This is a genomic window from Legionella sp., assembly GCF_049790535.1.
Lineage (GTDB): Bacteria > Pseudomonadota > Gammaproteobacteria > Legionellales > Legionellaceae > Legionella.
Genome location: NZ_JBAQZB010000150.1, coordinates 1 through 15,334, shown reverse-complemented (window position 1 = coordinate 15,334; position 15,334 = coordinate 1). Strand labels below are relative to the sequence as shown.

Here is a 15,334-nt window from a genome sequence, read left to right as displayed (position 1 = left end):
GAACTTTCTTGTTCGTTATCATGTGGTAACTCTTCTGAAACTACTTTTCTCTCAGAATGCAGAGGCGATTTCCCTTGGTAAGGGGCTGCGCCAGTGGTAGGCGAATTAGTTGATGAACGATTAACATCCAAGGCGTCCATTAATCCTCTTGTAAAGTCTGGGGTAGCTATCTTACGCATTGTATAGTGAGGATAAAAGAAATTACTGGCGCACGATGATAAAATAGGCGTTGCAACACCATACCATAATGCAGCCAAAGTACCACCAACTACAAGGGAAAATGCTAAGAGACTTAATGCTCCAAGTTTGGCCATAATCGGTGCTAATAATGGAATTGCTGCTAAACCACCCGTAAAATATAATAAGCTGGCTACTGACAAAGCAATCAACGTCCATTTAAGTGCTTGACCTACTAAAGGATAATTAGTAAAAAATCTTTTGAGCCCAGAAAAAAGTCCCTGCTCAGGCTGTATGCTTAGGGAAACAGGTTCTTGTGAATTATCCTCTTCTAGTGCTTTATGGTGATTATTGAAATATTTTGCTCCAGGTTTTGCGGTAATCATCATTCCTCGAGCTGAATGAGCTTTTCTTGAAAAAGCTTGATTGACATTAGCCAACCCACCTTTATAATGATTAAGATAGGTCTGTTTCATTTCTTCAGCGTCATTATAATCTCTATCTGTTTGGAGTTGGGTACCATTTTTTACCAGAAACTCTTCTACGCGAAGTTTTACCAAATTAGCAGAAAAATGAGAAATTTGCTCTGCCTCCGAATGACAACCGTTAACAACTTCTTCCTCAACTTCCGTCTCTTGAGGATAGGAAACTAATAAAGGAGCGTGACATGCAATAGCAGGAAGAGGTATGTATGGATATAAGGCCAAAACTTTTCTTAATGGCTTACAGTCGCTTAAATCCATGGTTTTATTAGCCAAACTTATCTTAAACGGATCAATGTTTGAAGTAATAATATAGTTACCAGGTACCGGATCGAGTAAAGCTAAGTTAATATCAAGCTTTTCTTTATCAATGTTACCCAGTTGTTTGGCAAGCAATAGCGCAGCTATGCCTCCACGGCTATGGCCGTAAACATTTAGGGTTATCTGGTGACCAGCATTTATTTCTTGTACAACGCAATCAATAACCTTCTCGCATTGCTCATCAAGGCCGGAGCCAAAAATGCCTCCATTAAAACCATAATCGACACCACAACCATTAAATCCCATCTTAATTTGAGCGTCACTTTCCTCTGTTCGTCGGAATAGAAAAGTAGCCAAAAAGCGCCCATTATTGATTGAAAAATCCGTCCCACTAAAATACACAGAAATTGTTTTATTCATTAGACAACCTCTTGCTTAAAAAATAATCAAATTATAAATACTTGTGGCCTAAAAGTAAAACAATTATCTGGCCCCTTATATTTGGTACAAAGCCAAATTATCATTATCTAATACGCAGAAATTCTATGCAATATGTATCGCCTCATGGGCAAGTTCTGAGCCTTATAAGCACGATGAATATTACCATCTTGTATCAACGCGCTATCACTATTTTCTGGTGATAATGATCATAATGTTCTTAATTTCTTTGCCTCAACAAACAATTGATTACATTTATCCTCCATTACGCCTCCAATTAGATCACAACTATAAAAATCAGGTGTTTTTGATAAAATTTCTTCCGCACCAACTTGTATTTGTCGCCCAAACAATTCATGCAAAAATGCAATAGATGTCCCATAAATTACTTTAGGAATCATCGCCCAATAAATTGCAGCAGCGCACATAGGACATGGTTCAGCTGTTGTGTAAAGACTTAATTTACTCACATCGCTCTTAAAACCATTATTAAACAATGTATGGATAACTGATAATTCACCGTGCATTAGAGGATGATGGTGCGCACTATTTACGGATTTCAAAAGAATGTCTTTATTATCATAAACAATGATTGCGCCAAAGGGAGCAATGGGATTGGATGCGGCTATTTCAATTGTTGCTGCCATAAAATCAAAAATGTATTTATCCATTATCACCCCCCTTGGGTTTTATATAATTTTCATCAAATTTATTTGCATTGAACTTGTAATTGGTTTTGATTCTAAATGGATTTAAGTTCGATAACTCATCATAGATATCCACTTTTTCTTTTACTTTAAGGAAGTAAATGAGCAAAATTGAAACAGGTGTTAATAACACCTCATAGGATATTTTATAAGCATCTTCAAATAAAATTACACTTCCAAGTTTTTCAGTTGGTACAATGCCATAGAACGCCACTAACGAAAAAAGACTAACATCAATCATAATCCCAAAGGCAGATGATGTAGCAATTCGTGTCCAAACTGTGGTAATAAATTCTTTCTTTAAGGAAATACCACGTTTTCGCTGCCTTGTATTAATGATTGAAATAGCGGTTGAATTATAATAGTCATACCAAGAAAAAAGGCAGCTGCAGAAGCAATGAGCATACGCAACCGATTATGCAGAATTGAAGATCTCATTGCTTTTTTTGCCTCAGAACTAGGCGTATCTTTAATAGAACTAATATAGGTCAATAAAATAATCCTCTGAAAGCCTATGTATTTTGAATGAAGCTCCAAGACGTACAGATTGATCGCCGCTTGCAAGCCACCGTAGAACCTCTGTTTTATCATATACGGCTGAACTACTGCCAATTTCTATAAATTCGTCGTCTATTAAATCAGCCAATAGATCTAAGACGAAACCAGAACGATAGAACCTATCCTAAAAAAGGTTCAAAGAAATGCACGTGTTGATCTCCGGTTATCGCAACGACTTGTTCTTTAGCTGTTCTAGAAGCAGTCTGCTACTTATCAGGTATTAATATAGCAGGAACAATTAATGGATTAAAATTTATTGATCCTTTTAACATAGAAAAAAGTAAATTTATACCAGTTGCAAAAGACTTAAAATGTAAGTTTTGCTCCCAATATTAGTATGAAGAAAGAATTTTCCTATGCGCCCCATAAAAACGATAATAAAATTAGCGGCTCCTATCTCATTATTTAATTTAACCACCGTCTTAATTACAATTATTAATGGATTATTCTTAGCTAAATTAGGCCCAGATTTTCTTGCAGCAGGTGCCCTTATAGGTGTCACACAGCTAACTTTAATGATGATTTTTTCTTCCCCTTTATTTTCAATAAGTCCTATTATTACTCGCCTTAATTCCGATATTTTCAAATTGGCAGCTTAATACGCCATGGTGTTATTTTTGCTTTCTTACTCTCTATTCCAGTTATAATGAGTGTAGCTTTTATAAAAATGATTCTGCTATTTCTTGGTCAACCAAATTCTATTATTGATTTGGTCAGTCTATATTTCAAAACATATATATGGAGTATCCCTATCGGAATGCTGTTAACTTGTTGCCAACAATGTCTGTTGGGGTTAAAAAAACAAATTTAGTAACTTGTATTGGCTTAATTAGTTTGATTGTTTCTGTAACCGCAAGTTATATATTAACTTTTGGCAGTTTAGGCATTACTCTTCTAGACATCGCGGGATTAGGTTATACTCAGGTAGTTAGAGTTACCGAAGCGCTTCTCTTTATAATTAGTTATATCGTTTTAAATAAAGAATTTAATAAATTCAAATTCTTTTCCAAAAGATCCTTTAATCGTTTTTTAGAATTAAAACAAATATATCGTTTAGGGTGGCCAATATCTCTACACGCTACCTCTGAATATTTAGTTCAGTTTGTTTTAACTTTAATTGCTGGAAATTTGGGATTAACCGCCTTAATTTCTCAGCAAATTTCTACACAATATATCCAATTTTTATCAATAATATTTTTAGCTTTATCTCAATCAGCAAATTTATTAGTAAGTGACAGTATTGGGAAAAAAGATTTTCAAAGCATGGATGAGTTTGGAGGTGCTGCAATTAGAATAGGCATTTATATAGGGCTTATTGGGCTTTTTGTATCTCTTTTTTATCCTAGCATGTTAATCCATCCTTATCTTGGTGATCATTCTGATTTAGAGGAAAACCTTACGCAATTTTTAATAATTATTATGTTTGGACAAATATTTTCTGCATGGAAAACAAAGAACGACATGCTGCAACTATTAAAGCTTTAGCTGATAAATAATGGAATTAATTTTTTTAACTGCAGACGATGGGGTATTTATCCAAAGCGAAATATTATCAGCCACATCAGTCACTGATATTGGCAAACTTGAGTCCGCCATTAAACGTGCGGAGCAGTGTACCATAACCTGATAGAACCAGAATTACTGAAAAGATTGTATTGTTGTGACAAAACCCCGACCATGCAAGCTTGGACATAAAAAAATTACAAGGCGAACCCTATTTTCGCCTACGTGTTGGACAATGGCGAATGATTTTCGATAGAGATAACGAGGTGAAAATTATTTCGATAGAGAAAATTAAACCCCATGGAGGTGCTTACAAATGAACCTACAAACAATTAAATCAATGGATGGCAAGGTAGAGTATGTCCTCTTGCCCGTGGCCACCTACCATGCTTTGCGCCATCAAATTACTGAGCAATTAAAACATTCGAAAGAAAATGAAGATTATGAGGTATTTGACCCTACTGATGGTAGCAAGATCAGATTATATCGATAATCCTATTGCTTTAGCTCGCATTCAAGCAGGTATCACACAAGAAGAACTAGCCAAGCTCATGAATGTCACGCAAGCCTATGTGAGTAAAATTGAAAACCAAGAAAAAGTTACGGCCAAAATGATGCAAAAAGTGACAAAAGCGATTATAGTGAAATGATTTATTTCAAACCTTTACACAAAGATGTTTACAGCTGGTTTCAAAAAAGCCTTATAATACTTATTTAATCAATCCGTATAAGTCTTTTGAAACGTTTTCACTACTTCTTGAGTAGTCATATCAATAATTTCTCCATGCACATCACCAAAATTACCATTAGCCTGCAATAACATCCATGCATTCAATTGCTCAATATCATCGCCACTTTGCGAGGCAATTTTTTCCTCATTACAATACACATTTGCAATATAATGCGTGTTCATATTAAATTCTCTTCTAATGTAGACCTTTAATATAAGTCTAGTGATTTTAATCTAATTTACCACTTTTATAAGGTCAAAATTAAAATTAGGCGGCTTGCGTCGCCAGGCTTCTACATCGACACGCGGTCAACTTAATTAAAATCTGAAAAACTTGGCGACGATTTTCTAAAACCATATGTTCTTCGAGTTGTGGTTCGAATAATCATCCCCATCACCACTTTTTTCATCTCGAGTGTTAGCATCCCACATAGAGATAACAATGCGTGTGTTTCGAACGACTCAATCTGCACTGTCTCTAACCTCAAAATATGGCGGCAGGAAGGGGAACACTGTTAGCCTAATCGTGAGGTAGACGGAGACGGAGACGGAGACGGTTCATTATCAGATATTGATTTCTGATTAGAGAACATTGTTGGTAAATTATTTCGGTAATGCTTAACCAAATCAAACTTATTTTCTTTTTTTGAGCGTTTAAATGAATCGTAAGTATTTTCACATTGATCTAATTTTGTCATAATCTCCGCTAAATTAAACAAGAAATTTACTGTAAGTTTGTTATAGATCGTTGTGTATTTTTCATCAATAGCATCACGGTATTCATCCAAAGCACATCCTAAATGTATGAGATCAGGTTCTTCTTGATGAGCTTTTGAATTAAGTAATGTTCTACACGCAAAAAGAGTGATCGACTCTCTGACTTTATAGTAATCTTTTGCTGCTTTATATTCGGTTAAAAATTGATTTTCAATCGCATCTACACTATTTTTTAATTCTTCTTTATTTGTCATCTTATCCTTAAAGAACTCTGTTAGTGCAGCATTAAGATCTTTGCTGGAAAGTATTTCATTGTGTTGATAATTTTTTATTTTATTAGAAAGTTCATCCACGAATAACTTACAATCATTGAATGCTTCTAATCTATTTTTGACCGCTTCAAATGCTGTGTGTTCATCATTTGCGCTTAAATTTTCTTTTTTGACTATTGCTCTAATATTAGCCGCCATTTTTTCTTCTGATTCACAGATTTCTACATCTGAAATTAATTTTTTCAGTTCTTCGGGAATTTTTTCTGATTCATGCATTTTAGCGAAAATTTTAGCAACATTATTATCTAATTGTCCGCCTAGTTCACTTGCTTGTTCTTCACCGATGAGGTCTTTAAGTAATTCTAGAGTTAATGATTTCATGGATTGAACGACAATTTTTTCTTCTTTATCTGTCAACATATTCTTCCTTTTACTTGACTATTATTATTATTATGTGGCATTAAAATACCAAATTAATTTTAGAATGCAACATTAAAATGCTTTGCCATAACTGTAAGTGCATGAAAATTCAAGCAGCAAATCTAGGATGCAATTTCTTCAGCAGTAGCGATTCAAAAGAAGTCTATTGTATAATCAAATTATTACTGACTTTCTTTTATCGAGTACTTTATGCAAAAAAATGCGCCCTTGGTGCTTTTAATTTTAGACGGTTGGGGTTATAACAAAAATAATAAACACAATGCAATTGCTAAAGCCAATACCCCGCAATGGGATGAATGGTGGCAAACCTGTCCACACATCCTTTTGGAAGCATCAGGTTTACCCGTGGGTTTGCCCGATGAACAAATGGGTAATTCGGAAGTCGGCCATATGCACATTGGAGCAGGCAGAATCATTCAGCAAGATTTCACGCGCATTAATGAACATATAGACACGGGTGACTTTACCAAAAATCCAGTATTTAATAACGTCATTAGGCAATTAAAGCAAACCGGTAAATCTCTGCATCTTCTCGGATTGTTTTCTCCTGGTGGAGTACACAGCCATGAAGACCATTTATTTTCTTTGCTCGCCCTTTGCGCACAACATGATGTACATTCGGTCTATTTACATTTATTTCTTGATGGGCGCGATACGCCGCCACAAAGCGCATTAGAAAGCTTTGCGCGTCTGGATGAAGAACTTAAAAAATACCCCATTGCTACTGTTTCTTCCATTAGTGGTCGTTATTATGCCATGGACAGAGATAACCGTTGGGAACGAATAGAACCGGTTTATCGCTTATTGACTGAAGGTCAAAGTGAACATCAATTTGCTGACGCAAAAACCGCGATAAAAACCTACTATCAGCAAAATTTGTCGGATGAATTTATTCCTCCTACTTTAATTGGCACGGGAAAAACAATTACAGATGGTGACGCAATTTTATTTTTTAACTTTCGCGCTGACAGAAGCAGACAATTAACTGCCACATTTATTGATAAATCATTTTCCAAGTTTGAACGTAAGGTACATCCGCAATTATCGTATTTTGTCAGTATGACACAATACGATAAAAACCTACCTACTACACCGGCATTCCCCCCTATTCCTTTAACTAATACTATAGGAGAGGTTCTGGCAACACATGGTTTAAGCCAACTACGTATCGCTGAAACCGAAAAATATGCGCATGTAACATTTTTCTTTAACGGAGGCAACGAGAATATTTTTGCGAATGAAGAACGAATTCTAATTCCTTCTCCTAAAGTGGCTACCTATAATTTACAACCGGAAATGAGTGCGTCACAGTTAACTGATTGTTTAGTCAATGCCATTAACCGCCATAGATATGATGTCATTATCTGTAATTATGCTAATGCAGATATGGTAGGACATACTGGCGATTTTAATGCCACAGTATCTGCCATAGAATGTCTGGATCAATGCATGAATAAAGTCTGGCATGCATTGCGCAAACAAGGAGGACAATTACTCATTACGGCTGATCACGGTAATGCGGAGGAAATGTTTGACGAGACAACACACCAGCCTCATACTGCTCACACTAATGAACCGGTACCTTTAATGTATGTTGGTGGTAATTGGCATTTTATCCGTACCCAAGGCAGTTTAATTGATATAGCGCCAACCATGCTAGGCTTATTAGGGATTAATCCTCCAACAGAAATGACCGGGCATCAATTATTAAAAAAAGATACTTATGACTAAACGAAGTAATCAGTTAAGAAATAAGCTGGTAATAATGTCCTTAGGCACCCTACTTGGTTTAGCGCTGTATGCAAACCCTTCAGAAATACAACAGACACAAACCAAATTAAAACAATTAGATGTGCACATTAAGAAATTACACTACATGTTAAATTCAGCACATGATAAACGTGCTCTTTTAAATAAAGAATTACTAGCGACTGAAAAACAAATAAGCCAAGGAGTCTATGAACTCCATTCTATTCAGAAAAGTATGAATGATAAGTCATATAAAATCAGCGAATTACAAAAGCAAGTGAATCAAATAAACAAGCAACTAATAAACCAACAGCACTTATTAGCAAATCAAATAAAAACTCGCTACCAAATGGGTGAGTATCAACCCCTCAAATGGCTACTTAATCAGGATAATCCTTATAAAATAAGCAGAATTCTAACTTATTACCAATACATCGTTAAATCACGCCAACAGCTTATTGAGCAAATAGACACTACTCGGCATAACCTGAATCAAAGCAAAGAACTATTAAATAAGGAGTTTGCAGAAAAACAAAAACTAAAATTCAAACTCACAACACAGCAGAAAAAATTACAACAAAAAAAGAATTATCATACTGTATTAATCAAATCATTAAATAGTGAAATTCAAAACAAACAAACAAGTTTACAGGAGGCTCAAAGAAATAAAGACAATTTAGCTCGCCTATTAAATGCATTATCTCAACAAAGTAGTACTCAAACAAATCAACCTTTTGATCAGATGCACAAAAAATTGCCGCTTCCAGTTCAAACCCAGAATGTATCTTTACACAAAATGAACCAAGGGGTGACATTTTTTGCCGATGAAGGAAGCGTTGTAACTGCCGTTTATCCAGGTAAAGTAGTATTTAGTGATTGGTTAAAAGGCTATGGTTTGTTACTTATTATCGATCATGGCCGAGGATTTATGACCTTATACGCACACAATGAATCATTATTTAAAAAAGCAGGACAACAGGTTCGTCAAAATGAACAAATCGCTTCTGTAGGTCATAGCGGTGGAATTAAACAAAACGGTCTATACTTCGAAATAAGACTAAGAGGAAAAGCAATCCCTCCCCTGGCTTGGCTGCTACCGGTTTAAGGTGTTTTTTTATTGAAATAAAGAGGAAATTAAACTAACCGCCTTTACCTCTGGCACTTAAATTGCATTTCAATATTATAAAAACAAAAAAGAAGGCGACTTATTTTAGGCGCGCATCTGAGGAGATAGTTATGTTGATAAGGAAACTACATCCATACATGCTTTCAGCAGTGTATGCAATTACACTGATGTTACCTCTGACGGCCTTTACCGCTGATGATGAGCCCAGTTCTGGCCCTACCTCTAAAGCGGTACCTTTAGAAGATGTACAACGCTTTTCCAATGCACTTGGTGAAATTAAAAAATATTATGTAAAACCTATCGATGACAAAGAACTGTTTAATAATGCCATTCGTGGCATGCTCAGTGGCTTAGATCCTCATTCAACTTATCTAGATGAAGAAGAATTTAAAGAACTACAAACCTCTACGAGTGGTGAATTTGGTGGTTTAGGTCTTGAGGTAACGATGGAGGAAGGGGTAATAAAAGTCATCACCCCTCTGGTTGATACCCCTGCGTTCAAAGCCGGAATGAAATCAGGCGATTACATTATTAAATTCGGTAAAGAGTCTGTACAAGGTCTTTCCCTTAAAGACGCAGTTAAAATGATGCGCGGTAAGGCAGGAAGTACCATTGAGTTAACTGTATTACGTAAAGGAGTTAACAAAGCGTTAACTTTTGATTTGATTCGTGAAGTCATTCAAATCAAAAGTGTACAAAGCAAATTACTTAGCCCAGGCTATGCGTATATTCGTTTGACCCAATTTCAGGTATTAACTGGAAAAGACATGTTGCAAGCTATTGACCGTTTAAAACTAGAATCTGGAGGTAAAATAAAAGGTTTGATCCTGGATTTAAGAAACAATCCAGGAGGGTTACTCGACTCAGCCATCCAGGTTTCTGATGCGTTCCTTGGTAAAGATAAATCAGGTAAACCAGAAACAATTGTTTCCACTAAAGGTCGCTTACCGGGTACGGATTTTACTGCTCTGTCTAAAGGAATTGATGTGTTAAATAATGCACCAATGGTTGTATTAATTAATAATGGTTCCGCTTCGGCTGCTGAAATCGTTGCAGGCGCATTAAAAGATAACAAACGAGCAGTTGTTCTTGGTACTACCAGTTTTGGTAAAGGTTCTGTGCAAACCGTATTACCTCTCGATAACAAAACAGGTATTAAATTAACCACTGCTCTTTACTACACACCATTAGGTACTTCAATTCAAGCAAAAGGAATTGTGCCTGACATCGTAGTCAAAGAAATAGAAATACCTAAAAAGACTACTAAAAAAAATAATGATGCAACTGGGTTTAGTGAAGCAGATCTGAGTGGGCACTTAATTAATAAAAATAATACAGAAAAAACTGTTGCAAAAAAAATGGAAGCCAAACCCGAAGATTTATTACACAATGACTATCAACTTTATGCTGCGTATACTGTATTAGAAGGTATGGCTTTAAATAATCAATAAGTTCCATCCTCTTAGAACATGTTAACAATTGATTCTAATGTCCACGTGCTGCAATAAATTGCAGCACTATCCATTGGTGATGTACTTCCATTGTAGTATGGCAGCAGAGAAATTGTTGTAAAATAGAAAGAAAAAAGTAGTCATGCAAATGGCAAACAAAGAAGTTGTAGCAAAAGAATTAATATCTGTAATGACAAGATCCCATACAGTTAAAGATGCTTTTTCTTTTACGTCATTTTTGTTTCAGACATAAAAAACTTCGACACGATTTATCAGCCAATGCAAAATAGTTTGAGCTACTTGCGGATCAGGCTCTAGCAAAATTTTGTAAGACTGTTTCTTCAAGTTCACATCCTTATGAGCTATTTAATCTCTTTAAATTTAGATTAAAAATTGGCTAAAATAGTTCCTAATTAAGAAATAGTTTATTTTTTAATTAGATGCAACCTCTTTTCCTAGTTTACGCCGTGATTGGTTTTTCATTATAAAAAACACCCTTTCCATCCAGTTTAAATGCACCCATTAACCCAGTTCTGGCTTCCAGAGCCAATAAACTTGTAGCAATTGATTCGCTGGAAAAATTAGAATTAATTTTCATAGCAATCATTGCGCTGTTATGCAGCAGATGAAAAATATCATAGGTATATCCTGCTTCAGTCACCGGATGACTAAAATATTCTCGTTTAAATTGCCCCACAAACTGTTGATTCATTTCAGTTAAAACCGCTCCGCGTTTATAATTAGGACTTTGTATTTGAAAATTATTTTTCCCATCAGCAACAGCATCACAACCCAAACAAAAATGAATAAGATTATTCTTCTTCGCTAAAGACGCTACCACTGAGCCTGTATCAGCACTTTCAGTCAAAAGAACATTAATATGATGCACATCAATAAATTTTTGTAACGTCTCCCTAGATTTCTTGCTCACAGAAAATTTATCTAAAGTATAAAATTCGTAACTAATTTCAACAGATTGTAACTGATCACGAGCTATTTCTAGTGCTCCTAACATATTTCTGCCAATATATGCTGATTTACTCGTGAATGGAGCATAGATACCAATATTAATTGTTTTTTTCGTTGACTCGTTTGTACTTGCACCAACAGCATCTGCTGTAATAAATACCATCACAACACCAAGAATCACCCAAAATTTTGATAAAAATTTAGTCATATTTTTCTTCTTGTAGTTAGAAGCAATAAAAATTATTTTGCTATGAATAAACTTAAAATACAATGCCTAGTATTCAAAGCCCACCGTTTGTTTTTGTCATGTATGAAGAAATTTGATTGGGAATTAACAATAATTATGCGATAATCTGCCATCATTGATACTTGTTATGACATTATGAACTTTATCAAATCAGTTTCATTACTTGTTAGCTTTTTAATTTTTTCACAAACTCAGGCTAATGTTCAATCTCATTTTGACCAAATAAAAAATGATCCAAATGCCTTATATGAGTTTTTTAAACTCATGCCCAAAGGTGGAGAATTACATTACCATTTAGCCGGAAGTGTCTATCCTGAAACTATGTTAGAGATAGCATCCAAAAGCAATTATTGTATTGATAAAAAAACGTTTGCGGTAACTAATAGTTCTTCTGGATCGTGCGAAGGTATCCCTATTAAAGAACTATTCGATCAACCCGAACTTTATGAAAAAACGGTACGAAGTTGGTCTTTGAAAGCATTTACTCCTGGAGAAGAATCAGCACATGATCACTTTTTTAATGCATTCTTTAAATTTGGAACTTTAGTATTTGATTACAGGCCAGAATTGGTTGCCGATATAATTAAAAGAGCAGCAAATCAAAATGAGCAGTATCTGGAATTAATGATTATACCTGATAACGCGCATTCCCTCAGTTTTGGCGCGTTACTTAAAGATGCTTCATCTTTTGCCCAAAAAAGAAAACTTTTATTAGCTAATGAAGATTTTCAAAAAAACAATGAATATACCGTTACCGAAGCAGATAACATTCTCCAACAAGCACGTAAAAATCTGGGATGCGACACAAATCCGCAGCAGAAAAATTGCCAAGTCACCATAAAATTTTTATATTACTCACTGCGTGAACAACCTTTGGATAATCTTTTTGCACAAACCCTTAATGCATTTGAAGCGGTCGCTAAATCTCAACAACGGCAAAAGAATAGCCTGGTGGGGGTCAATTTAGTTCAAGCGGAAAATGGTATATTCGCTTTACGGGATTACCTCAAACAAATGCAGATCTATCAATACCTGCATCAAATATACCCACAAGTTAATATTACATTACATGCAGGGGAATTAACTCAGGAGTTAGTAGTTCCCGAGGAATTAAATTACCACATTCATGATGCGTTAATGACCGGGCAAGCACAAAGAATTGGTCATGGTGTTACTATAGCTCATGAAGAAAATGTCAACGCTATTTTAAACTACATGGCAAAACAGCATATACCAGTAGAGATTAATCTGAGCAGTAATCAGAAAATATTAAATGTTTCAGGCCGCAATCATCCATTGAATTATTACCTTGCGCATCATGTTCCGATTGTTTTATCTACAGATGATGAAGGGGTATTACGTACTACTTTAACAGCTCAATATGTAGAGGCGGTAATGGATCATAATTTAGATTATCCAACCTTGAAACAAATTAATAGAAATGTATTAACTTATGCGTTCGTTCCAGGTAAAAGCATTTGGGCTAATGCAGAAAAAGCCCTATTAGTTAAAGAATGTCAGGATTTAAAAAGTAACACTTGTAAAAAATTCATTAAAGATAATGAAAAAGCGCGATTACAATGGGAATTAGAAGTGAAATTAAATGATTTTGAGAGTATATATTAAAACACAATGACCTTAGATTATAAGATTATATTGACTCGGAAATTTAGATATAACATGCATTCCGCTATGCGTAGTTCGCGGTCAATTTGATCATCATCTTTGATAAACAAAATTTGCACTTAAGGTCCTACTTATTACGAACTCTCTCCCTACGTACCTGCGGCTAAAAACTAAAAACTAAAAACTGCGGATGAGCTAACATTGCGGGCATCCAGTCTAACCGTCAACGAAGCCCATCTGAGCGGGAATGCCACTATTCCTTAGCAATAGCGGCTTACTTATGCTTAGACCGTAAAAGGGTCCTGCAAAATAATGGTTGAATCACGTTCTGGACCCGTCGACAACATGGCAATAGGAATATGCAACAATTGTTCTATTCTATTCAGATAAGCAATCGCGTTAGCAGGTAAGTCATTCCTATTGGTGATATCAGCAGTAGACTCGTTCCAACCGGCAATTTCTTCGTAAACAGGCACTAAACCTTCAAAATCATCCGCTGCTTGCGGAGGACGAGAAATTAAATTGCCACTACTGTCTTTATAAGCCACAGCAATACGCAGCACATCCAAATTATCTAAAACATCCAGCTTGGTGATGCACAAACCCGTAATACTATTCAATTCGATGGAGCGTTTTAATAAAACTGCATCAAACCAACCACAGCGTCTTGGTCTTCCCGTAACTGCGCCAAATTCTTGACCTCGCTCTGCAATTTTCTTTCCAACTTCATCAAACAGTTCAGTGGGAAAAGGTCCCCCACCAACACGGGTAGTATAAGCTTTAGTGATCCCTAAAACATAGTCAAGATATTTAGGTCCAAAGCCAGCACCATTCACTACGGAACCAACGCAGGTATTTGAAGAGGTTACAAAGGGATAAGTACCATGATCAATGTCTAAATAAACCCCTTGAGCTCCTTCAAATAGAATATTATCTCCTTTTTCTCTATGTTCATGCAAAGCTGTAGGTACATCACAAACTATGGGGCGTAATTCCTCAGCCCAAGTAGTAGAGGCATCTAATATGGGTTGCATTTCTACAGCAGGCTGCTTGAAATATTGAGTCAAAATAAAATTATAATAATCCAAAAGTTCTGCCAATTTTTGAGCAAAACGCTCTGGATGAAATAAATCACCTACTTTTAGCGCGCGCCGAGCAACCTTATCTTCATAGGCCGGACCAATACCACGGCCGGTTGTACCAATAGCGGCCTTACCCATATGCAATTCACGTGCTTTATCTAAAGCAACATGACATGAAAAAATAAGTGGGCAGGCTAAGCTAACATGCAAACGAGAACGCACATCAATTCCTGTGCCTTCAAGCTCTTTGATCTCACTCAGCAATGCCTCTGGTGAAAGCACCACGCCATTTGCAATATAGCATGTGACATGCGGTCGAAGCATACCTGAAGGGATTAGACGCAAAACAGTTTTAACCCCATTAATTTTTAAAGTATGGCCTGCATTATGACCACCTTGATAACGAACGACTACTTGCGCATCTTGCGTTAATAAATCGACAATTTTACCTTTGCCTTCATCGCCCCATTGTGTACCTAAAACAACAACGTTCTTACCCATGATTTACTCGTTAATTTGCAAAATGCCATCAGGATTGAACCTGATTTCAGCAAAATCGGCCATTATAGTTACTTTTTAACTAAGACACCATCATTTTTTGGAGTAGCCTGCTTAAAATAATCAAAAAATGCACTACTTTGATCTAATACTAAAATATCATGTTTGCTGTTGAAACTTCCTTCGTAAGCCAAGAGACTACGGTATAATGTAAAAAAGTCCTTATTTTGACTGTAAGCCTGAGCATAGATTGATGCCGCTTTTGCTTGTCCAACAGCGCGGACTTTTTGTGCATTACTT

The 15,334-nt window shown here is 35.9% G+C and carries 17 protein-coding genes and 2 pseudogenes; 9 read left to right on the top strand and 10 right to left on the bottom strand.

Annotated elements, in window-relative coordinates:
• From WA877_RS10210 to WA877_RS10190, 5 genes and pseudogenes are all read right to left on the bottom strand, one after another.
• Window positions 1-1,340: pseudogene (locus WA877_RS10210) on the bottom strand (hypothetical protein); the annotation flags it as partial.
• A gap of 227 nt (window positions 1,341-1,567) precedes the next feature.
• Entirely contained in the window at window positions 1,568-2,029 is a 462-nt protein-coding gene (locus WA877_RS10205) for a nucleoside deaminase (RefSeq protein ID WP_425170812.1), read from the bottom strand.
• Window positions 2,022-2,306: a hypothetical protein gene (locus WA877_RS10200; RefSeq protein ID WP_425170811.1), complete on the bottom strand. Its 285-nt coding sequence runs from the start codon at window positions 2,304-2,306 to the stop codon at window positions 2,022-2,024. Before WA877_RS10200 ends, WA877_RS10205 begins: the two co-directional genes overlap by 8 nt.
• A gap of 59 nt (window positions 2,307-2,365) precedes the next feature.
• Window positions 2,366-2,557, bottom strand: a complete 192-nt coding sequence (locus tag WA877_RS10195; RefSeq protein WP_425170810.1) for a hypothetical protein — start codon at window positions 2,555-2,557, stop codon at window positions 2,366-2,368.
• 352 nt (window positions 2,558-2,909) lie between these two features.
• The gene (locus WA877_RS10190; RefSeq protein ID WP_425170809.1) at window positions 2,910-3,209 is read right to left on the bottom strand and encodes a hypothetical protein; all 300 of its coding nucleotides are present in this window, start codon (window positions 3,207-3,209) and stop codon (window positions 2,910-2,912) included.
• 60 nt (window positions 3,210-3,269) lie between these two features.
• Here WA877_RS10190 and WA877_RS10185 point away from each other — a divergent pair, with 60 nt between their 5' ends.
• From WA877_RS10185 to WA877_RS10165, 5 genes are all read left to right on the top strand, one after another.
• Window positions 3,270-3,434 (top strand): hypothetical protein, encoded by a 165-nt coding sequence (locus WA877_RS10185; RefSeq protein ID WP_425170808.1) that lies wholly within the window; start codon window positions 3,270-3,272, stop codon window positions 3,432-3,434.
• The gene (locus tag WA877_RS10180) at window positions 3,404-4,108 is read left to right on the top strand and encodes an MATE family efflux transporter (protein ID WP_425170807.1); all 705 of its coding nucleotides are present in this window, start codon (window positions 3,404-3,406) and stop codon (window positions 4,106-4,108) included. Before WA877_RS10185 ends, WA877_RS10180 begins: the two co-directional genes overlap by 31 nt.
• Window positions 4,109-4,118: 10 nt before the next feature.
• Window positions 4,119-4,250, top strand: a complete 132-nt coding sequence (locus tag WA877_RS10175) for a hypothetical protein (protein ID WP_425170806.1) — start codon at window positions 4,119-4,121, stop codon at window positions 4,248-4,250.
• A gap of 192 nt (window positions 4,251-4,442) precedes the next feature.
• Complete coding sequence (locus WA877_RS10170; RefSeq protein WP_425170805.1) at window positions 4,443-4,619, top strand: hypothetical protein; 177 nt, start codon at window positions 4,443-4,445, stop codon at window positions 4,617-4,619.
• Window positions 4,591-4,776: a helix-turn-helix domain-containing protein gene (locus WA877_RS10165; protein WP_425170804.1), complete on the top strand. Its 186-nt coding sequence runs from the start codon at window positions 4,591-4,593 to the stop codon at window positions 4,774-4,776. The genes WA877_RS10170 and WA877_RS10165 overlap by 29 nt, the downstream gene beginning before the upstream one ends.
• Before the next feature lie 68 nt (window positions 4,777-4,844).
• On the opposite strand, the gene WA877_RS10160 is transcribed toward WA877_RS10165, so the two are convergent.
• Window positions 4,845-5,039, bottom strand: coding sequence for a hypothetical protein (locus WA877_RS10160; protein ID WP_425170803.1), 195 nt, complete (start codon window positions 5,037-5,039; stop codon window positions 4,845-4,847).
• 332 nt (window positions 5,040-5,371) lie between these two features.
• Window positions 5,372-6,265, bottom strand: a complete 894-nt coding sequence (locus WA877_RS10155; protein WP_425170802.1) for a hypothetical protein — start codon at window positions 6,263-6,265, stop codon at window positions 5,372-5,374.
• A gap of 210 nt (window positions 6,266-6,475) precedes the next feature.
• Between WA877_RS10155 and gpmI the strand changes: the two genes are divergently transcribed.
• From gpmI to WA877_RS10140, 3 genes are all read left to right on the top strand, one after another.
• Window positions 6,476-8,017: a 2,3-bisphosphoglycerate-independent phosphoglycerate mutase gene (gpmI, locus tag WA877_RS10150; protein WP_425170801.1), complete on the top strand. Its 1,542-nt coding sequence runs from the start codon at window positions 6,476-6,478 to the stop codon at window positions 8,015-8,017.
• A complete protein-coding gene (locus tag WA877_RS10145) occupies window positions 8,010-9,140 on the top strand; it encodes a murein hydrolase activator EnvC family protein (RefSeq protein WP_425170800.1) in 1,131 nt (376 codons plus the stop codon). The genes gpmI and WA877_RS10145 overlap by 8 nt, the downstream gene beginning before the upstream one ends.
• Window positions 9,141-9,271: 131 nt before the next feature.
• Window positions 9,272-10,612 (top strand): S41 family peptidase, encoded by a 1,341-nt coding sequence (locus WA877_RS10140; RefSeq protein WP_425170799.1) that lies wholly within the window; start codon window positions 9,272-9,274, stop codon window positions 10,610-10,612.
• Between the two features lie 460 nt (window positions 10,613-11,072).
• Here WA877_RS10140 and WA877_RS10135 read toward each other — a convergent pair whose 3' ends face one another.
• Window positions 11,073-11,789, bottom strand: coding sequence for a branched-chain amino acid ABC transporter substrate-binding protein (locus tag WA877_RS10135; RefSeq protein ID WP_425170798.1), 717 nt, complete (start codon window positions 11,787-11,789; stop codon window positions 11,073-11,075).
• Window positions 11,790-11,963: 174 nt separating this feature from the next.
• Here WA877_RS10135 and WA877_RS10130 point away from each other — a divergent pair, with 174 nt between their 5' ends.
• Window positions 11,964-13,454 (top strand): adenosine deaminase family protein, encoded by a 1,491-nt coding sequence (locus WA877_RS10130; protein WP_425170797.1) that lies wholly within the window; start codon window positions 11,964-11,966, stop codon window positions 13,452-13,454.
• A 284-nt stretch (window positions 13,455-13,738) separates the two neighbouring features.
• Here WA877_RS10130 and WA877_RS10125 read toward each other — a convergent pair whose 3' ends face one another.
• A complete protein-coding gene (locus WA877_RS10125; RefSeq protein WP_425170796.1) occupies window positions 13,739-15,037 on the bottom strand; it encodes an adenylosuccinate synthase in 1,299 nt (432 codons plus the stop codon).
• A 68-nt stretch (window positions 15,038-15,105) separates the two neighbouring features.
• Window positions 15,106-15,334 (bottom strand): annotated as a pseudogene (locus tag WA877_RS10120) (protease modulator HflC); the annotation flags it as partial.